Source organism: Sphingobium yanoikuyae, from assembly GCF_034424525.1.
Taxonomy (GTDB): domain Bacteria; phylum Pseudomonadota; class Alphaproteobacteria; order Sphingomonadales; family Sphingomonadaceae; genus Sphingobium; species Sphingobium yanoikuyae.
Genome location: NZ_CP139979.1, coordinates 3,314,225 through 3,332,821 on the forward strand (window position 1 = coordinate 3,314,225; position 18,597 = coordinate 3,332,821).

At 66.2% G+C, this 18,597-nt stretch carries 14 protein-coding genes; 9 read left to right on the plus strand and 5 right to left on the minus strand.

Annotation, left to right across the window (positions count from 1 at the left end; all coding sequences use genetic code 11):
• The first annotated feature begins 129 nt into the window (after positions 1-129).
• The 6 genes from U0025_RS15370 to U0025_RS15395 all read left to right on the plus strand — a co-directional run bounded on the left by U0025_RS15370 (position 130) and on the right by U0025_RS15395 (position 5,243).
• On the plus strand, positions 130-618 hold the full coding sequence (locus U0025_RS15370; RefSeq protein WP_174320747.1) for a MarR family winged helix-turn-helix transcriptional regulator: 489 nt from the start codon (positions 130-132) through the stop codon (positions 616-618).
• A gap of 136 nt (positions 619-754) precedes the next feature.
• Positions 755-1,045, plus strand: coding sequence for a hypothetical protein (locus U0025_RS15375; RefSeq protein ID WP_004208306.1), 291 nt, complete (start codon positions 755-757; stop codon positions 1,043-1,045).
• Between the two features lie 133 nt (positions 1,046-1,178).
• Positions 1,179-1,676 carry a Csu type fimbrial protein gene (locus tag U0025_RS15380; protein WP_004208307.1) on the plus strand — a complete coding sequence of 166 codons (498 nt, stop codon included), beginning with the start codon at positions 1,179-1,181 and terminating at the stop codon, positions 1,674-1,676.
• 21 nt (positions 1,677-1,697) lie between these two features.
• Positions 1,698-2,441: a fimbrial biogenesis chaperone gene (locus U0025_RS15385; protein ID WP_004208308.1), complete on the plus strand. Its 744-nt coding sequence runs from the start codon at positions 1,698-1,700 to the stop codon at positions 2,439-2,441.
• 112 nt (positions 2,442-2,553) lie between these two features.
• Positions 2,554-4,737: a fimbria/pilus outer membrane usher protein gene (locus U0025_RS15390; RefSeq protein ID WP_037491712.1), complete on the plus strand. Its 2,184-nt coding sequence runs from the start codon at positions 2,554-2,556 to the stop codon at positions 4,735-4,737.
• Between the two features lie 11 nt (positions 4,738-4,748).
• Positions 4,749-5,243: a Csu type fimbrial protein gene (locus U0025_RS15395; RefSeq protein WP_004208310.1), complete on the plus strand. Its 495-nt coding sequence runs from the start codon at positions 4,749-4,751 to the stop codon at positions 5,241-5,243.
• A 40-nt stretch (positions 5,244-5,283) separates the two neighbouring features.
• Here the strand turns inward: U0025_RS15395 and U0025_RS15400 are convergent, their stop codons facing one another.
• From U0025_RS15400 to U0025_RS15410, 3 genes are read right to left on the minus strand one after another with little or no spacing between them, the layout of a single operon-like run.
• On the minus strand, positions 5,284-6,228 hold the full coding sequence (locus U0025_RS15400) for a diguanylate cyclase (RefSeq protein ID WP_004208311.1): 945 nt from the start codon (positions 6,226-6,228) through the stop codon (positions 5,284-5,286).
• Positions 6,225-9,068: a response regulator gene (locus tag U0025_RS15405; protein ID WP_004208312.1), complete on the minus strand. Its 2,844-nt coding sequence runs from the start codon at positions 9,066-9,068 to the stop codon at positions 6,225-6,227. The genes U0025_RS15400 and U0025_RS15405 overlap by 4 nt, the downstream gene beginning before the upstream one ends.
• The gene (locus tag U0025_RS15410) at positions 9,065-9,442 is read right to left on the minus strand and encodes a hypothetical protein (RefSeq protein WP_004208313.1); all 378 of its coding nucleotides are present in this window, start codon (positions 9,440-9,442) and stop codon (positions 9,065-9,067) included. Before U0025_RS15410 ends, U0025_RS15405 begins: the two co-directional genes overlap by 4 nt.
• Before the next feature lie 456 nt (positions 9,443-9,898).
• Between U0025_RS15410 and U0025_RS15415 the strand changes: the two genes are divergently transcribed.
• From U0025_RS15415 to U0025_RS15425, 3 genes are read left to right on the plus strand one after another with little or no spacing between them, the layout of a single operon-like run.
• Positions 9,899-11,428 carry a Wadjet anti-phage system protein JetA family protein gene (locus U0025_RS15415; protein WP_004208314.1) on the plus strand — a complete coding sequence of 510 codons (1,530 nt, stop codon included), beginning with the start codon at positions 9,899-9,901 and terminating at the stop codon, positions 11,426-11,428.
• A complete protein-coding gene (locus tag U0025_RS15420) occupies positions 11,418-12,086 on the plus strand; it encodes a DUF4194 domain-containing protein (protein ID WP_004208316.1) in 669 nt (222 codons plus the stop codon). Before U0025_RS15415 ends, U0025_RS15420 begins: the two co-directional genes overlap by 11 nt.
• Positions 12,083-15,526: an SbcC/MukB-like Walker B domain-containing protein gene (locus U0025_RS15425; protein ID WP_004208317.1), complete on the plus strand. Its 3,444-nt coding sequence runs from the start codon at positions 12,083-12,085 to the stop codon at positions 15,524-15,526. The genes U0025_RS15420 and U0025_RS15425 overlap by 4 nt, the downstream gene beginning before the upstream one ends.
• A gap of 51 nt (positions 15,527-15,577) precedes the next feature.
• Here U0025_RS15425 and U0025_RS15430 read toward each other — a convergent pair whose 3' ends face one another.
• Together U0025_RS15430 and U0025_RS15435 are read right to left on the minus strand one after the other, a co-directional pair.
• On the minus strand, positions 15,578-17,002 hold the full coding sequence (locus U0025_RS15430) for a CapA family protein (RefSeq protein ID WP_004208318.1): 1,425 nt from the start codon (positions 17,000-17,002) through the stop codon (positions 15,578-15,580).
• 92 nt (positions 17,003-17,094) lie between these two features.
• Entirely contained in the window at positions 17,095-18,585 is a 1,491-nt protein-coding gene (locus U0025_RS15435; protein WP_004208319.1) for a sensor histidine kinase, read from the minus strand.
• Between the last annotated feature and the right edge of the window lie 12 nt (positions 18,586-18,597).

Consider the following 18,597-nt stretch of genomic DNA (forward strand, 5'->3'; position numbering starts at 1 on the left):
GGTTATATGCCGATCATCGACGCCACCTTCAACCCCAAAGCCGAAATTATATTTCATATGATGAAGTATATGATGAGGAACTTTTGGCCCCGTTGGCGCTTTGCGGGACTTCGCGCTATGCGCCTTCCCATGGATTCCGAAATCGCCTCCCTGACCCTGCGCGCGCTGCGCCGCGTCCTGCGCGCGACCGAAATCGGCAGCCGTCAGCTGGCGACGACGACCGGGCTCACGCCGTCGCAATTGCTGGTGCTGCGGGAAATCGACGCGCGCCTGTCCGTCACCCCCTCCGCCGTGGCGCAGGCGCTGCAATTCAGCCAGGCGACGATCACCGCGATCGTCGACCGGCTGGTCGCGCTCGGCTTCGTCCAGCGCCAGCGCGGCGAGCGCGACAAGCGCCAGATCCACCTGACCCTGCTGCCCGCCGGTCGTGATGCCCTGGCCGATGCCCCCGACCCGCTGCAGAAGCGCTTCACCGATCGCTTCGACGCCCTCCCCACCTGGGAACAGGCCATGATCCTTGCCGCGACGGAAAGGCTGGCGATGCTGATGGACGCAGATTCGATCGACGCCGCGCCCCTGCTCGACAGCGGCAGGATCGACCGGTCGGAGCCGCTTTGACGCCCCACGGCGCCCCGCCGTCAGCGTCCCCCCTTCATAGACTATGCATAGATTCCCTATTCGACGCATCGTCTGCCCTTCGGCCGCCGGTCAGGAATCGCTGTCAGTTGCCGCTTCGATCCGTTAGGAGGGCGCGATGAACGGGGTTATTTGCATGTTGCGCCATTCCGGCCGCACCCTCCTGATTGCAGGATCGATGGCCATCGGCACTGCTGCGCCTGCGCAGCAGGCCGCGCATGGCTCGCTGCTGGTCGGCGCGGTGGTCGTGCAGCCCTGCCGCATTTCCAGCGACCAGGCTGCTGGAAATTGTGGACAATATCATTATCGCATGGTGAAATCGTCCAGCGACAACGGAACTGTCGCCTCCCTTCGCAGCGGCAATATGGATCACAGCCGGCAGGACGACATCCTGTCCTATGAGTTCTGAGGGACCGCTCCCTTGTCTTGCGACGAACGCGATTTACGCAAAATATTGGTAAAGCCGCCTTTTGCCCAAAAGCGCGTTATTAACCGACATTGACGATACTCCCTCCATCAAAGCTTGAGGTGTTGGAGGACACATGTTTCGTTTCAAACTGGCCGCATCCCTCGCAGCCGCGGCCCTGCTGACGGGTCTTGCAGGCACGGCCCAGGCAGCCACCACCACCACGACCTTCCCGGTTACCGCAACCGTGATCAAGGCCTGCGTCGTGTCGGCGACGGCGCTGGCGTTCGGCAATTATGACCCGACCGCAACCGGACCGACCGACGCCACCTCCACCCTGTCGGTTCTCTGCACGGTCGGCACCACCTACACGGTCGGCCTGACCGCGGGCACTGCATCGGGCGCGACCGTGACCACGCGCAAGATGTCGAGCGGAAGCAATCTGCTGAGCTATGCGCTGTATCAGGATTCGGCGCACACGACGAACTGGGGCAACACACCTGCAACCGACACCGCCGCCGCGACGGCGCCGGTCGGCACCAATGCCCTGACCGTCTATGGCCGGATCACGGCCGGCCAGAATGTCCCGATCGGTTCCTATAGCGACACCATCACCGTCAACGTCGTCTATTGATCGATCCGGAGCGAGGCAGCCATGCCCAAGATGTTCGCACGATGCGCGGCGGCGGCCCTGCTCGCCCTGGCGCAGCCCGCCACCGCCTGGGCCGCGACGCTGAAAATCTATCCGGTCCTGGTCGCGCTTGACGACAAGACCCCGGTCGAGACGATGACGATCGAAAATAGCGGCGATGCGCCGGCCCGCATGCAGGTGCGGGTCGTGGCATGGCGGCAGGATAATGGGCAGGATCTGTTCGAGGAAACACGCGACATCCTGGCCAATCCGCCGCTGTTCGAAATAGCCGCAGGCGGGCAGCAGATTGCGCGCTTCGGCCTGCGCACGGCCGCCTCACCGACCGAGAAAAGCTATCGCGTCTTCCTGGAGGAAATCCCGACCGATCGCCCGACCGCCGCTGGCGAGATCCGCACATTGCTGCGCGTCAGCATCCCCATCTTCGTGACCGCGCCCGGTGCGCAGGCATCCCTGGCGTGGCAGCTGACCGCCACCAATGACAGGCAGCTGACGCTGACCGCACGCAATGAAGGCAGCGCGCACGTCCACCTCAATCGCCTCGACCTGAAGCGGGCCGACGGCACCGCATTGGCGACGAGGCAGGAATCGATCTACATCCTTCCCGGCGCGACACGCAGCTTCCTGTTCGACATGCAACGGCCGGTGCGCGGCGGAGAGAAGCTGACGCTGGAGGCGGCCACCGGCCAGCGCAGCCTGACCGCAGAGCTCGTCCTCCAGTCGGCATCCCATGCCGGTGGGACGCGCTAGCACCCTTCTTGTCCTGCCCTGCGTCGTGGCCAGTTGCGGCATTGCCAGCGCGCAAGACAGCGCGCCGACGACAGGCGCGGTTGCGACGACGGCAGACGCGACGGCGCCCACAATGATGCTGGCCTCGGTCACACTCAACGGCCGGCTGTTGCCAGGCGACTATCTGCTTGCGCGGCGCGCCGGCGCATTCCTGGTGCGCGTGAAGGATCTGGCCGCCTGGCGGATGCGCCCGCCGACCGGCACGGCAATGATGATCGATGGCGACGCCTTTGTCGCGCTATCCGCGCTCGGCGGCGTCGCGGCCGCCTTCGACGAGCCCAATCAGGCCTTGTTGCTGACGGTGTCGCCCGAAGCCTTCGAAGCGACCAGCGTTGCGCCCGCCAGCACCGTCGCCGCGCCCAGCGACAATATGCTCGCCGCCTTCCTCAACTATGACATTTCGGCCGAATATGCCGGCAAGGCGCGCCTGGGCGCCTTCGTGGAGGCGGGGCTGTCCGATGACTGGGGCGTGGTGTCGAACAGCATGCTGCTGGGCAACGGCACGGTCTATGGCCGGGCGACCCGGCTGGACAGCTATTATCTGCGTGACGATCCGATCAACCTGACGCGCCTCGTCATCGGCGATGGCGTGACGGACGCGCGCGACTGGACGCGGCAGATCCGCTTTGGCGGCGTGCGCTTCGGCACCGAGTTCGCCCTGCAGCCAAGCCTCCTGACCTTTCCGACCCCGTCCCTTGCCGGCAGCGCCGCCGTGCCGTCGAACGTGGAACTGCTGGTGAACGGCACCCAACGCTTCCAGACCGACGTCGGCCAGGGGCCCTTCTCCATCAACCAGGTGCCGCTAGTCACGGGTGCCGGCCAGGTGACGCTGGTGATCCGCGATCCGCTGGGTGTGGAGCGGCACGTCACGTCCAGCTACTATGTGAGTTCCCACCTGCTGCGCGCGGGCCTGGCGTCCTGGTCGATGGAGGCAGGAGCCGAACGGCGCGGCTATGGGCTGCGCAGCTTCGGCTATGACAATCCCTTCCTGGCCGGCACCTATCGCCGCGGCCTGACCGACCGGCTGACGATCGAGGGACGGGCCGAAGCCAGCGCCGACGTCACCATGGCCGGCGGCGGCGTCAACATGATCATCGTTCCGATCGGCGAGATCAGCCTGGCGGCAGCGGGATCGACGAGCCAGGCCGGTGAGGGCCTGTTGTATCGGGCAGCCTTTGCCCGCAACGCGCCGACCTGGAACGTCGCTCTCAGTTACCAGCGGGCGTCGAACCGCTATCGCGAAATCGGCGTGGAGCGCGACAGCGAGCGGATCGTGGAACAGGTGCAAGGCTCTGCCGGATGGAGCCTGGGCACCATGGGCACGATCGGCGCATCCTATACCAGCCTGACCTATGCCGACAGCCAGTCCGCCCGCGTCCTGTCGGGCAATTACAGCCTGTCCCTGCGCGACAAGGCCTTTGTCAGCGCCTACGCGATCCGCAGTCGCTTTTCGGAAAGCGGCCATGAAAACAGCATCGGCTTCAACCTGACCATCCCCTTCGGCCCGCGCAGCAGCGCCTATCTCCAGGCCGACCGGGGTGGCGTGCGGGCGGAAATGCGCAGCACCCCGCCGCAAAGCGGAGGCTGGGGCTATCGGGCGGCGATTTCGACCGGCAGCAACGCGCAACAGCAGGGCGAGATTCTGTGGCGCGGCAATGCGGCGGAGATGACCGCGCAGGTGGACCGTGCCGGCGGACAAACCGGCTGGCGTGTCACCGGCCAGGGCGGCCTGTTGCTGGCCGATGGCGCGCTGTTCCCGACCCGCCGGGTGGAAAGCGGCTTTGCCGTGGTGCGCGTGCCCGGCCAGGCCGATGTGCGCATCTATCAGGAAAACCGCCTGGTCGCGCGGACCGACGCCCATGGCATGGCCGTCATTCCCGACCTGCGCCCCTATGAAATCAATCGCCTCAGCATCGCGGCGGCGGACGTGCCGATCGACATCCGGATGCCCAATGACCAGATCAGGGTGGTGCCGCGCTACCGTGGCGCCGTCAGCGCGCGTTTCGTCGCGGTCCGGGAGCATCCGGCGACATTGCGCATCGTGATGCCGGACGGCGCGCCGGCGGAAATCGGCGCCAGCGTCACCGCGGAAGATGAAAGATCCTTCGTCGGCAATGATGGTGCCGTCTTCATCCGCAGCCTTCACCCCGGCATGATGCTGACCGTCGATACGGGGGACGGCCCCTGCCATGTTCGGGTCGACGCCGTGCCGGACGAAATGCTACCAGTGATCGGGCCGCTGACATGCGTGCCATAAGGAGGATGAGGATGCGCACTGGCCATGCCCTCTACGCCGTTGCGGTCGCGCTGGCGGCCCTGATCATGGCGCCCCCCGCGCAGGCGGCGTGCGATCCCCTGGCCCTGTGCACCTGTACCGTATCGGCAAGCGGCCTGAGCTTCGGCAATTACAACCCGGTCGCCAGCGGGGATAATGATTCATCGGGAACGGTGCGCGTGCGCTGCTCGCTGGTGGTCGCGCTGGGCGGCAGTTACACGATCCAGCTCAGCAAAGGGACATCGTCCACCTATGCGCCGCGCGTCCTGACCAGTGGCGGCTCGACGCTCGCCTATAATCTCTACACCAGCAATGCGCGCAACCAGGTCTGGGGCGATGGGACCGGCGGATCGCAGACGGTGACCAGCAATTTCATCGCGCTGCTGAACCTGGACCAGACCACGACGGTATATGGCCGTATCCCGGCCGGGCAGAATGTCCCGCCCGGCAGCTATTCGGACACGATACTGGTCACGGTCATCTTCTGATCAGGCGCCTCTGAACCCGGTCATGCGCGCCTGACAGCGCCTATTCATTGGCTGCCAGGGAATAGCCATGGCAGGTCTGCGCGTCGAACTGGATGGTCGTGATGCAATCGCGGCCGCGCTGCTTGCTGGCGTAAAGCTGGCGATCGGCTTCCGCCATCCACAGCTCGGCGGGCAGGTCGGCATGGCAACGGGCACTGGCGACGCCGATGCTGACGGTGATGAAGGGGCTGACCTGCGACTGGGCATGGGGAATGTTGAGCGACTGGATCTGCAGCCGGATTTCCTGCGCAACCAGTTCTGCCCCCTGGGGGTCCGCGCCGGGCAGGATGCAGGCGAACTCCTCGCCGCCATAGCGCGCCGGCAGGTCGGTCGCGCGCTTGACTGCACGGGTCAGCGCGGCACCGACCATCGCGATGCAGCGATCCCCGGCGGGATGTCCATAGGTATCGTTGAACTGCTTGAAGAAATCGATGTCGAGCATGATGACCGACATCCATTCCCCGGTCCGGGTCAAGCGCGCGCTTTCCGCCTGCAGCGACCGTTCCATGTGGCGACGATTGCTCAGGCCCGTCAGCGCATCGGTGACGGCCAGCGTCGCGAGCTGATCGCGCAGGCGCTTGAGTTCGACATGGTTGCCGACCCGCGCGCGCAATATCGCCGGCTGGATCGGCTTGGTCACATAGTCGATCGCGCCCAGCGACAGGCCGCGCATCTCATCTTCCGTATCGCCAAGCCCGGTGGTGAAGATGATCGGTATGTCGACCAGCATGATGTCCGCCTTGATCTGGCGACAGACTTCGAACCCGTCGATGCCCGGCATCAGCACATCCAGCAGGATCAGGTCGGGCTGCACCGTGCGCGCAATGTCCAGCGCCTGCTGGCCCGACGTGGCGAAGCAGATCTCATAATCATCCTCCAGCACGGCGTTCATGATTTCGATATTCGAAATCTCGTCATCGACGATCAGGATGGTGGCCTTGCTCATGATGTCGCTCCTGCCGGATCGATCGACCGGCCTGCTGTGCCCGCGCCCGGCGCATCGGCATCGATCAGCGCGAGGGCAGTTTCATAATCCAGTTGCTCCAGCGCCCGCTGAACCGGATGGCCAGCGCGCTGATCGGCCGTCAGCCCCATCGCCTGGGCCAGCCGCTCGAACCCGGCGCGGGCGCTCAGGCTCCGGCGCGCGATCAGCCCGCGCAATTCGGTGCGCGCCTGTTCGACCGCGCCATCATCCTGGTCGGTGACGATCGCGACGTCCGATGCCTCCGCGCCCCCCGTCAGGCTGCGCGCAGCGGCGATCGCTGGTGCTATCGCCACCTCCAGATCGACGACCGCGGCCAGCGCCGGCCCGGTTTCGCCCGCCGCCAGCATCCGTTCGATGTCCGACGCGATCTGCTGGACGCCGGGCAGTTCCAGCGATCCGGCCACGCCCTTCAGGCTATGGGCCAGGCGCCGCGCATCGGGCAGCAACCCTGCCGCCAAATGCGCCCGCAAATCCCGGCCGACATGGTCATAGCTGTCACCGAAGGTGACGATCAGCTTGCGCAGCAGCCCGGTCTTGCCATTGACCCGCGCCAGTGCGGCGGGCAGGTCGAAGGGCGGCAGCCGATCGGGCAGCGACGAACTGGCAACCGTCGGCACGACCGGCGACGGCAGCGGCGTGGTCACTCGTCCCGCCTTCAGCCAGCGATCCAGCACCCTGACCAGCACCGGCGGCTCGACCGGCTTGGCGATATGATCGTTCATGCCCGCAGCCTTGCAGCGCTGCTTTTCCTCCTCATAGGCATGGGCGGTCATGGCGATGATCGGCAGATCCTCGGCGCTCCACTGCTCGCGGATGATCCGGGTGGCGCTGATGCCGTCCATTTCGGGCATCTGCACGTCCATCAGCACGGCGGCATAACCCGCCCCCTTCTCGCGCACCATGTCGCAGGCGATGCGGCCATTTTCCGCGAAATCCACCTTCAACCCGGCATCGTCCAGCAGTTCGGCCGCAATCTCGCGGTTGATCTCATTATCCTCGACCAGCAGCACGCGCAGCCCGCGCAGCGCTTCGGCCACCATCGGCAGGGCGGGCGTGGCCGGCGCGGCGACATGGACGACGGGCGCATGTTCCTCGGCGAAAATCTCGGTGATCGTATCCAGCAATATCTTGGGCACGACCGGCTTGGTCAGGAAGGCGGCAACCTTGTCGGTATCGACACCCTGCAACAGATCGTCCGCGCCATAGGCGGTGATGATCAATGCCTTGGGCTGGGGATGGCGCAGCGCCGTGGCACGCAGCGCATCGACCGTCTCCATCCCGTCCAGGCCGGGCATCTTCCAGTCGAGCAGGGCCAGGTCATAGGGCTCGCCCCGTTCGTCGGCATGTTCGATCGCGGCGATCGCCTCGCCACCCGACGCCACCAGATCCACCGCCATGCCCCAGCCGGCAAAGACGTCATGGATGATCTGGCGCGACGCCGGATTGTCGTCGGCGGCCAGCACGCGCAGCCGGCGGACATGCGCCGACATCGGCATTTCCAGCCCCATCGCCCGGTCGTCCGCATCCATCAGCATGTGGCAGATGAAGCTGCTGCCCTGGCCGGGTGCGCTCTCGACCGCGATGTCACCGCCCATCTGCTCCACGATCTGACGGCAGATGGCGAGGCCAAGGCCGGTGCCACCGAACCGCCGCGTGGTCGAACTGTCCGCCTGGGTGAAGGAATGGAACAGCGATTTCTGCTGCTCGGGCGTCATGCCGATGCCGGTGTCGCGCACCGTCAGCTTCAGCCGCACCCGGCCATTCTGCTCGGACGCCGACAGGCCGATGGTGACGGTGCCTTCCTCGGAAAATTTGACGGCATTGCTCATCAGGTTGAGCACGACCTGACAGAAGCGCATTTCGTCGCCTATCAGCCGCTCGGGCACATCGGCGTCGACCCGCGAGACAACCCTGACCTGCTTTGCCTCGGCATTGGCCGCGACCAGTTGGATCTGGTTCTCGATCGCGCTGCGCAGGGTGAAGGGATGCGCCTCCAGCGTCAGCTTGCCCGCTTCATTCTTCGAGAAATCGAGGATGTCGTTGATCAGCCGCAGCAGCGACACGCCAGCCTGGTTGATCTTGCCGATATAATCCTGCTGCTTGGGGTCGAGGTCGGTCCGGGCGACCAGATGGCAGAAGCCCAATATGGCATTCATCGGCGTGCGGATTTCATGGCTCATATTGGCCAGGAACAGGCTCTTCGCGCGATTGGCCTCCTCCGCCTCGCGGGTCCGCGCCTCCAGCGCCTGATTCTTGGCCAATATCTCCTCGCCCATCTTCTGGTTGCGCTGAAAACTCTCGACCAGCTTGTCGCTCAGCCAGACCAGCACTGCCGTCTGGAAGGCAACGATGCCGGCATGCAGCAGCACCCGTTCCAGATTACCCTGCCCCGGAAACACCGCATAGGGCAGCAGATAGAGCAGCAGCAGATGATGCAGCGCCGTCGCCGTCGCCGCCGCCAGGATGGCCCGCTTGTCGCACCAGGCGATGGTCAGCGCCAGCATGGCGAAGAAATACATGTGCATGTCCATCTGCCAGGCATGGCCGCGCAGCAGGAACAGCAGGATCGCCGGCTCGCCCATCAGTGCGACGGCGGACAGATAGCGGGTCGCAGGGGCAATCCCCTGCCGCCACCAGGTCAGATGATAGGCCCCCGCCAGCAATGTGCCGCCCAGCGCCGCCGCGATCGGCGAATGGCCCGTGAGCAGGGCCACCGTCGCCAGCAACGGCACATGCGCCCAGAAGAGCGGCACGAGGAAGCGGCCGAAATGGAAACGCAGCTTGTCCAGCTCGATAATCATGATGCCTGCCCCCCCGGCAATGGTTCGCCGCATTCGATCCGCGACGGCGTCGCGATCACGCCCCAGGCCCCCGCCCTGCGCAACGCCGCCGCGAAATCCGGCCGGTTCGACCCGGCAATGATGATGTTGGACAGGCGCCCCATGCCGACCAGCCCCCCGTCGGCCGCCCGCACCAGGTTGATCGCCTCGGCCCGCGACGCACCCCAGGGCGCGATCACCAGATAGCGTCCCGAGCCGCTGCCGCTCATGATCCAGGCGGCCGCCAGCCCGACCAGCCCCGCCAGCAGCAGCAAAGCCGCAGGCAAATAGGCGGACATGGCGCAGGACGCGTCCATGCTGCCCGCGCGCGCGGGACGGTTCAAACCCTTGAGCAACCCTGCCTCATCCATCGCATTATTAAGCCATGGAAGCATTTTACAATGGTTAAGAGGCCTTTGCCTGTTCTGTTCGCAAAATGATCGCCTGCCTTTCTCGACATACCCAATATTTACATATGAAATTACAGAAAACGGGCTTGGATTGGCGGCATAATTTACAAGTTATACGTCAACCGCGCTCCCTTTTCTGCAATTCCGGCATCGGCTTGCCCGGCTCGCCCGAACATGGCATCTGCGCCGCCCGAACCCATATTTTTGCCGGACGAGCCCCTGTCTATGGTCGTGCGCAACGCTGCGCCCGGCCCTTGGAGGCGCTTCTCCGGCATTGCCGAGGACAATGCGCCAGCCTGCCCGTCATCCGTCCCTGTCTGCCCCTCAGCGCACCGGCGATGTCTCCATCGTCGCGGCTACGCCGGATCGCGCGTCCCGTCCGGCCGCGCGTGGTGCCGCCTGATGCTGTTCGGCCAACTCCATTCCGATATCTTCGCGCTGTTCGCCGGGTCGAACCGCTTTCTCTACGAGCGCGTGCTGATCGGCCTCTATGAAGGCTTCTACCGTTCCGACCTGCATTTCCCGACCCAGGGTGAGGTCGTCCAGCTGATCTATACGCTGCTGGGCGACAATGCGGAGCTGTGGCGCGAGGATGAAAGCCCGGTGGTGCTGGACAAGCTGGCCGCGCGACCGGGCCGCCGCGTGCGCCGGCACAAGCTGGAAGCCGCCGACGCACAGGCGACCAGCGCGGCGATGATGCGCGCCCGGCACATCTACAACCGGCTGCAGGCAACCGGCTGGATCGAGGAAAGCCGCTATGGCCTGAAGGTCACGGTCGACATGTCCGCCGGCGCCATGCGTCTGGCCGAATTTCTCTGCAGCCTGCGCGAAGGCCTGTCCGACCAGCTTGGCGGCCTTGTCATCCAGGTGAAGAACGAGCTGGAAGCGCTGCAGCGCAATGCGCGGGAAAATGCCCCCGGCCTGCACAAGGCGGCGCGCGATGCCGCCAGCTTCGGCCGCTATCTGCGCAGCGTGCTGAGCGCGCTGCGCGACATCGACAAGCGGGTGGTGGAAAGCGACAGCGTGGGCCGCCGGCTGCGCCATTATTTCGAGGATTTCGTCGAGAAGCTGCTGCTGCAGGATTATGCGGCCATCTCGACCACCTCCCACCCCTATCGCTTCCGCCATCGCATCTTCACCGCGCTGGACGCGATCGAGGATTCGATCGCCGACGTCGCCGCCATCGCCGAAGCCTATCATGAGGCCCGGCTGGCGCCCGATCCGTCCGCCGCCCGCGATCTGGTCTATGACGATCTGCACAAGGTGCGGCGCGTGTTCGACCAGATAGAGGAGGCTTTCGAGCGCATCCAGCAGCATCGCAGCCGGCTGGAGACGCGGCTGCGCAACACCGTCCGCTATGCCGGACGGCGCGGCAACAGCTTTCTCCAGCGCAGCGAGCCGATGCTGCTGCAACTCGACCGGCTGCTCGCGCGCACGGATGGGCAGGATATGGCGCCGTCCATGTCCGGCCTGCTGGAACCGCGCCGGTCCTATTGGTCCCCCGCCCTGCTCGCGCGGCCGCGCACCTATCGTTCGACGGTTTCGGGCGGCCTGCTGGTCCTGCCGCCGCCCGATCCCCTGCGCGAATGGCGCAAACGGCTGGACCGGGACTATCTGGCCCGCCTTGCCGTCACGCCCGAACAGGTCAGTCGATTCCTCGAACGGCGCGTGGCGCCCTTCGGATCGGGCGAGGCCAGCCGCTTCGCGATCGAGACGGTCGATGATTTCCTGACGCTCGAAGCCCTGCGCCTGTCCGTGCTGGCCGCTGATGCCGACGGCCGGGGCAATGCCATCGCCAACCATCTGGCGCCCCATTTCCGCTTCTCGGTCGATACCGGATCGACCATCGACAATGACTGGCTGCACTGCGCGGGCTTCACCGTCTCGCGCATCGGCGATGCCGTGACCCCAGAGATACAAGATGCTCAGTGAATTTCAGACCCTGGAGGCGCGCGATCCGCGCCGGATGCACCGCGTGACCCAGGCGATCAGCCAGTTGCTGCGCCATCAGTTCCTGCATGTGCAGGATCGCGGTTCATCGGCCCTGCTCGAAGTCCTGCTCCGCCCCGAGGTCGAGCGGCTGGTGGCGGATTATTTCGAAGTTGCGGGCTATCGGCTGGTGGTGCGCGAAAGCGAAGGCTGGGCCGGCATCCTGCCCGATACCGAACAGATCGGCCATCCGCGCATGCGGATCGACGAGACGCTGGTGCTGCTGCTGTTCCGCCGATTGTGGGAAGAGGGCATCCAGGAAGGCGATGTCGAACGCTATGGCAGCGTGATGGTGACGCTCAACGCCGCCTATGACGCCTATCAGGACATGGTCGCCCGCGCCCGCCGCGCGACGCTGGGCATCAACGAGTTCAAGGCGCTGGTCACCGCGCTCGACCGCCGGGCGATCGTCCATATGGGCGACATCGACGAAGAGCTGGAGGACATGCCGATCACCATCCGCGCGCTGATCGCGACCGTCGCGGGCGAGGAGTTCATGGCCCATCTCGAACAATTGCTGGCCGGCGGCGACTATCAGGAAAGCGAGACGGAGGAGCCCGTCATCGATCTGGATGATGCCGACGAGGAGGAGGTCGCATGATGCAGCTTGCCCATATCGCACTGGTGCAATGGCATCTGTTCGGTCGCGAGGACCTGGCCGTCGGCGGCGACACCGCCGTGCTGGGCCAGAACCGCTCCGGCAAATCGACGCTGATCGACCTCATCCAGGCGGTGATGACCGGCGGCTCGCGGCGCTGGTATCAGTTCAATCGTTCCGCCGGCGAAACCGGCAGCCGCAAGTCGGAACGCACGCTGCGCGGCTATTGCCTCGGCCAGCTCAACGAACATGAATTTCTGCGCCAGGAATCCGTCACCCACATCGTGCTGACGTTCGACGACCCCGATGGTGTGCGCCCGCCGGTGAGCGTGGGCCTGTGCGTCGAGGCATCCGCGATCGAGGATGCACAGGTGGTCGGCCGCTATATCGCGCCCGGCGTGCGGGTGGATACCGACCTGCTGATCGAGCATCTGGATAGCGGGCAGCAGCGCTCGGCGCCCTGGAGCCTGGTGCGCGAACGGCTGGAGCAGGCCTGCGCAGCGGCCGGCACCCAGCTCATTCGCCCCGACGGCCCGCGCAACCATATCCGCGAATATATGCGCCAGCTGTTCACCGGCCGGCGCCACAGCGATCCGGATCGCTTCATCCGCGCCTTCGTCATGGCCCTGTCGTTCGAGGACATGCGCTCGGTCGAGGGCTTCGTGCATAATTTCCTGCTCGCCCGGAACGACATCGACATCGGCGAGCTGCGCGAGGGCATCCAGCGCTATCGCGACATCCAGAAGGATGTGCATGAGCTGGAACGGCGGCTCGACGCGCTGCGGGCGCTGGCCGAACTCGTATCCCGCTTCGTCACCTTGCTGGAACGGGAGGATGTCGCCCGCGGCACCGCCCGCCTCGCCGCCATGATCGAGGCGGGCGCCGCGCTGATCGCCAATCTGCGCGAACGGCGCGACACGCTGGCGGAACTGGATGACATCCAGCAGGATATCGGCCGCTGCGATGCGGAGATCGCGGCACTGGGCGATCGGCAGGACAGCCTGCTCGCCCAGTCCGTGGCGGAGGGCGCCGCCGGCAAGCGTGCCGTGGTCGCGAGCGAACTCAAGGCCGTGGACCTGGCCCGCACCGGCGTGGTGCAACGGCTCGAAGCCCGTTTCCGTGCGGCCGCGCTCGGCGCCAGCCTGCTCGACCATCGCGAGCGGCTCGCGCCCCTGAAGCTCGGCGCCCTGTTCCAGGCGCTGGAGGCGCTGCGGCAGCACAGCGACGGGCTGGAGCCGCCAACATGGCCGCGAGATCCGCTGGCGATGGAGGACCTGATCGCCAGCGCCCGCCGCAGCGCCATCGATAGCATCGCCAAGATCCAGGAACGACGCGACCAGGCGATCGCCCAGCGGCGCGGCCTGCAGGACGAGCTGGCCGATCTGGTCGCGCGCCGCGACAAGGCGCGCGCCGGCCAGGTGAGCCTGGATGATCGCACCATCCGCCTGATGGGCGCGCTGGAGCGGGAGAATATGCGCCCGCGCACGCTCTGTCAGGTGGCCGAAATCGTCGATCCGCAATGGCGCGAAGCTGCCGAGGCCCTGCTTGGGCGCGACCGCGAGGCGATCCTGGTCGATCCCGAACATGCGTCCCGCGCGGTTGAGATCGTGCGCGCCAACCGTGACGGCTTCCGCGGATGCCGGGTCATCAACAGCCGCCGCCTCGCCGAACAGCCGCCCGGCTTCGACACCGATTCCCTCGCCACCGTCTTTGCCAGCGACGACCCATTGGCGATCGCCTTCCTGCGCTTCCGCACCGGCCAGGTGCGGCTCGCCGGCACCCAGGCGGAATTGCTGGCGGGCGGCCGCGCGATCATGCGCGATGGCGCCTATAATAGCGGCATCGTGGTCGAGGTGCTGCGCACCCGCGACCTCAAGATCGGCCGGGCCGCAGCCCCGCTGATGGAGGCCGAACTGCTCGCCCGGATCGAGGATCGGCAGGCGCTGATCGCCGTCCATGCCGAAACCGAGCGGTTCCATGACGATATTCATCGCAAGCTGCTGCCGCTGATGGCCGATGTCGATCCGGCCGACCGGCTCGACCTGCTGGTCGCCGCGATCGACCAGCATGAGGAAAGCCGCTCCGAATTGCAGCACCGGCTCGACAAGATCGCGATGACGGTCGATCCGGCAATCCAGCACAATCTGGACAAGGTGAAGCTGCAACTGCGCAGCGCCACCGAGGAAAAGGAAGAACTGATCGGCCGGCGCGGCCAGCTTGGCCAGGCCAGGATCGAAATCCAGCGGCGGCTGGATGCGGGCGATGCCCAGCCCGGCTCCTGGCTCTGCCTGCGCTCGCGGCGCGCCCTGTTCAAGGATCGGGTGCGCTCATCGGCCAGCCTCTCGATCCTGCGCGAGGCCTATCGCCAGCAGCGCGGACGCCCCCTGACCCGGCTGGTGCAGGAGATGATGAAGCGCGCGGACGAGGCCCGCGACGCCTATCAGGCGTTGCAGGGCGAAATTCGCGAGACGCTGGGCCATTACCGCGCCGATTTCGACAATAGCGCGCCCATTGCCCTGCCCGGCGCGATCGCGACCGAAGTGAAGCCCTGGCTCGCCGCCAATATCGCGGCGCTGGAGGAAAATGAGCTGATCCAGTATCGGCGCCAGGCCGACGAAGCCGCCGAGCAGATCGGCCAGCTGTTCCGCACCGCCTTCATCCATGAGCTGAACGCCCGCTTCAACGATCTGCGTTCGGAGCTGGACAACCTCACCCGCGCGCTGCGGATGCGGCCGCTTCACGGCGAGATCTACACGCTCCACGCCCGTCCCAAGGAGGAGTTTGCCGCGCTCCACCGGCTGGCGCGCGAGAGCGAGCATGACGAACTGACCTTCGACGCCCTCTTTGGCCGGGCCGCCCCGCGCGACGCCGAACATGCCCAGGCACTGGCGGAGGTCGAACGGCTGCTGAGCGACGAGTCCCTCGATTTCTCCGCCTATCAGGATTATCGCAACTATTTCACCTTCGACCTGCGCATGGAGGATGTGAACAAGGGCCGCACCACCAGCTATGACAAGCGCAAGGGGACGGCGAGCGGCGCGGAGCGGCAGGTGCCCTATTATGTGGTGATCGGCGCGGCGCTGGCCAGCATCTATCATGGCGCGCGCCGGCAATATGAGCGGGCGGAACTGGGCCTGGGCCTTGCCGTGTTCGACGAGGCGTTCAGCAAGATGGACGGCCCCAACCAGCGCACCCTGCTCGAATTTTACGACGATATCGGGCTGCAGGTGGTGATCGCTGCGCCATCGGAAAAGCGCGCGGTCGTCTATGAAAATCTCGACAGCGTGATCGACGTGTTCCGCCATGGCGACAATGCCAGCGCCGAAGCCGTCCGCATCAAGCCCCACGCCCGCACCCAGATGCGCGCCGCCAACCCGCAACATCTCGACGATGCCGCGCTGGCCGAACGGCTCGACCTCTTCGCGCTGGACAGCGCGGAATAGGACTGGCCGGCTTCAGGGGCGCCGTCCCGCGCCCCTGAAGCCGGCATTAGATCAGGGGCGGGTCGCCGCCACGCGGATCACGCCGACGCCCTTGACCGTCTCGATCTTCGTGCCGAACGGCGCGGACAGGCGCTGCAGCCGTTCCAGGATGCGCGCGCCGGTGGTGGCATCGGCCAGGTGCGGCACGCCCTTGCCCGCGCCCGTCGCATTGACGCCCAGGTCAACGGGATAGAGGCGAATTTCGCTCAACTGGCCATCCTTGTAATGGCTGACCGCGATCACCGTTTCATAGAGGTTGGGATCGCCAAATTCCTTCGCCCCGCGCGCCTGTAACAATTCGGGCGCGGTCACGCTGCCCGGCGTGATGCCGAACTGGTCGTACATGTCGGCCGGCAGGTCATCCAGGCTGTTGTTCATCATCGCAAAGTTGCCGAGCGAATAGAAGATCGGCTTGCCCTTGTAGATCTCGATCCCGCGCAGCTGGTGCGGGCCATGGCCGACATAGGCGTCCGCGCCGGCATCGATCGCCTGATGCGCCAGACCCTGGGCGAAATTGGCGGGCGTCTGGCTGGCATTGCCGGGCTCATGATTGTGCAGCGAGAAGACGGCGAAATTACCATTCTGCTTGGCCTGGCGCACGGCCAGCATGTTGGCGGCGACATCCCTGGCGTTGAGATCATATTCGATCGTCATCGGTGCGGTCGGGGTTGTCGTCGCCCGATATTCGCGGCCCTTCATCTTGACCGGCGCGCCCGCCTTGGTGCCCGCCAGCCGCGCGATCGTCGCCAGATCGGTGTCGGACACCAGACCGACCTCGACGCTGCGGATGGCGTTGGCGCCGCCACGGCCGGGCACCTGGCCCAGCGGATCGGAGGCCGGCGACATCGGCGTGAAGCTGGTGGTGGCCGACACCAGTCCGACACGGCCATGCGGCCCGTCATAATAGGCCGGGGCGCGGGCTGCGGTCATCGAACGGCCGGTGCCGGCATGGACGATATGCGCGCCGTCGAGCAGCGCCAGCGTGTCATACAGCCCCTCCACGCCCCAGTCGGTGGCGTGGTTGTTGGCATGGCCGACAATGTCGATGCCCATCTTCGCCACATCAGCCGGAACGGCGGGATCGGCCAGCATCCAGGTGCCACCCGACTCCGCCTGGGGCGAGCCCTTGAAGGTCTTGAGGTCGAGCGCGGTCGTCTCGAAATTGCCGAAGGTCACATCCGCACCGCGCAGGATGCGCAGCATGTCGGGCGACTGCTGCTCGATCGTCGCCAGCATCGGACGCAGATAGATGAGGTCGCCCACCGCCGCGAAGCTGAAATCACCGGCGATCGGGCTGGTCGGCACGCGGCTGGTCGACAGCTGGCCACCGCTTTCCTCTTCCTCGGCATGGGCCACGATCGGCGCGGTCAGCATCAGCGCGGCGCCGGCCAGCGACAGGCTGCGCACTGCGCGGCGGCGAAGAATCTTGGACAGCATCAACGGACTTCCCCTTTGTAACTTTGTGTCGGGGATAGCCGGTCGGGCTGACATGAACCTGTCGCCGGGACAGGCTTTTCTGTTCGGCGGCGCTATTCGGCGCGAAACGCGATGGTGACGCACAGCCCCCGGCCGGTCCGTCCGTCGGCGAGGCTGATCTGCGCGCCCATCCGGTCGGCGAGCGCGCGGGCGATCGGCAGGCCAAGGCCGGTGCCCGGCGTCGCGCTGTTGCCCGGCATGCGATAGAAACGGTCCCACACCTTTTCGCGCTGCGCCTCAGGAATGCCCGGACCATCATCGTCGATGTCGACCATCGCCTGCCCCTCGCGGCGATAGAGATGGACGGTCACCGTGCCGCCCGGCCGGTTGTAGCGGATCGCATTGTCGAGCAGATTGCCGATCAGCTCCGCCGCCAGCCCCGGCTGGCCGACCGCCATGGCCGGACCGACCATCGCCTTGTCATAGCCGATCTCGATATCGGCCGGCGCCTGGGCGGCGCGATCGGCGATTACGTCCGCGGCGACTTCGGACAGGTCGAACGGCCCCATGCGCATGTCGCCATCCTCCTCGCTGCGGGCGAGCGCGATCAACTGGCGCAGCAATTGTTCGAGGCTGTCGATGGCGTGGGGAATATCCTGCAACGCCGCCTTGCCCTGTGGCGAGGCCGCGCCATAGCGATCGAGCACGTCGAGATGGACCCGCGCCACGGCGAGCGGCGTGCGCATCTGGTGCGAGGCGTTGGAGGTGAACTGCCGCAGCGAATTGGTCGCCCGCTCCAGCCGCGCCATCAGCCCGTTGAAGGCCGCGACGAACGGCTTGATCTCGACCGGCGTGGCGTCCGCCATTTCCATGCGGAAAGCCGGCGACGCCTCGCGCCGGGCGGCCTCCACCTGCCCCGTCAGGTCCGACAGCGGCCGCAGTCCCCAGCGGATCGCCCACCAGAAGAGCAGCCCGGTGACCAGCAGCACCGCGACGCCGACCAGCAGCACCTGGCGCAGGAACAGCCTTTCATAGGCGGACCGATCATCCAGATAGTCGGCAATCTGGATCGCGATCAGCCTGTCATCGCCATAGGCGCGGCGCATCTCGGTCGCGATCCGCACCGGCTTGCCGTGCAGCGTGCCGCTGCGCAGATAGGCCGCCTGGGTAACATAATGGGCGTCCGCCGGATCGAGATAGCCGCGCACCAGCGGCGTCTTGCGATAGGCATTCTTGAAGGTCGCGGGCGGATGGCGATCGGTCACGCCATCCCAGTCCGCGCGATAGTCGGCGGGCGGCTTCAGGCTGGGATCGCCGGCGACCAGCGTATCGCCGCGATAGACGCTGTAATGGACCACCGGCCGGGCGCGACGCTGGAGCAGGTGAATGACCAGCGGCACCAGCCGCTTCTGGTCGGCGGGCGGGCTGTTATAGGCAAGGCTGAGCGTGCGGACCGACCCCACCAGCACCCGGTCGACCGTGTCCGCCTCGGTATTGTGATTGACCAGTGCGGTGATGACGGAAAAGACCAGCACCAGCGCCGTCAGCGGCATCATCACCGCCCCGGTCAGGCGCAGCCGCAGCGAGGAAGACAATCTGCGCATGTGTATGGCGGT

Excerpts from the sequence above, each read along its gene's own strand:
- U0025_RS15375 (WP_004208306.1), top strand. The coding sequence starts at position 755 with ATGAACGGGGTTATTTGCATGTTGCGCCATTCCGGCCGCACCCTCCTG.
- U0025_RS15405 (WP_004208312.1), bottom strand. The coding sequence starts at position 9,068 with ATGATTATCGAGCTGGACAAGCTGCGTTTCCATTTCGGCCGCTTCCTC.
- U0025_RS15435 (WP_004208319.1), bottom strand. The coding sequence starts at position 18,585 with ATGCGCAGATTGTCTTCCTCGCTGCGGCTGCGCCTGACCGGGGCGGTG.
- U0025_RS15390 (WP_037491712.1), top strand. The coding sequence starts at position 2,554 with ATGATGCTGGCCTCGGTCACACTCAACGGCCGGCTGTTGCCAGGCGAC.
- U0025_RS15400 (WP_004208311.1), bottom strand. The coding sequence starts at position 6,228 with ATGAGCAAGGCCACCATCCTGATCGTCGATGACGAGATTTCGAATATC.
- U0025_RS15385 (WP_004208308.1), top strand. The coding sequence starts at position 1,698 with ATGCCCAAGATGTTCGCACGATGCGCGGCGGCGGCCCTGCTCGCCCTG.
- U0025_RS15430 (WP_004208318.1), bottom strand. The coding sequence starts at position 17,002 with ATGCTGTCCAAGATTCTTCGCCGCCGCGCAGTGCGCAGCCTGTCGCTG.
- U0025_RS15370 (WP_174320747.1), top strand. The coding sequence starts at position 130 with ATGGATTCCGAAATCGCCTCCCTGACCCTGCGCGCGCTGCGCCGCGTC.
- U0025_RS15420 (WP_004208316.1), top strand. The coding sequence starts at position 11,418 with ATGCTCAGTGAATTTCAGACCCTGGAGGCGCGCGATCCGCGCCGGATG.
- U0025_RS15380 (WP_004208307.1), top strand. The coding sequence starts at position 1,179 with ATGTTTCGTTTCAAACTGGCCGCATCCCTCGCAGCCGCGGCCCTGCTG.
- U0025_RS15395 (WP_004208310.1), top strand. The coding sequence starts at position 4,749 with ATGCGCACTGGCCATGCCCTCTACGCCGTTGCGGTCGCGCTGGCGGCC.
- U0025_RS15425 (WP_004208317.1), top strand. The coding sequence starts at position 12,083 with ATGATGCAGCTTGCCCATATCGCACTGGTGCAATGGCATCTGTTCGGT.
- U0025_RS15415 (WP_004208314.1), top strand. The coding sequence starts at position 9,899 with ATGCTGTTCGGCCAACTCCATTCCGATATCTTCGCGCTGTTCGCCGGG.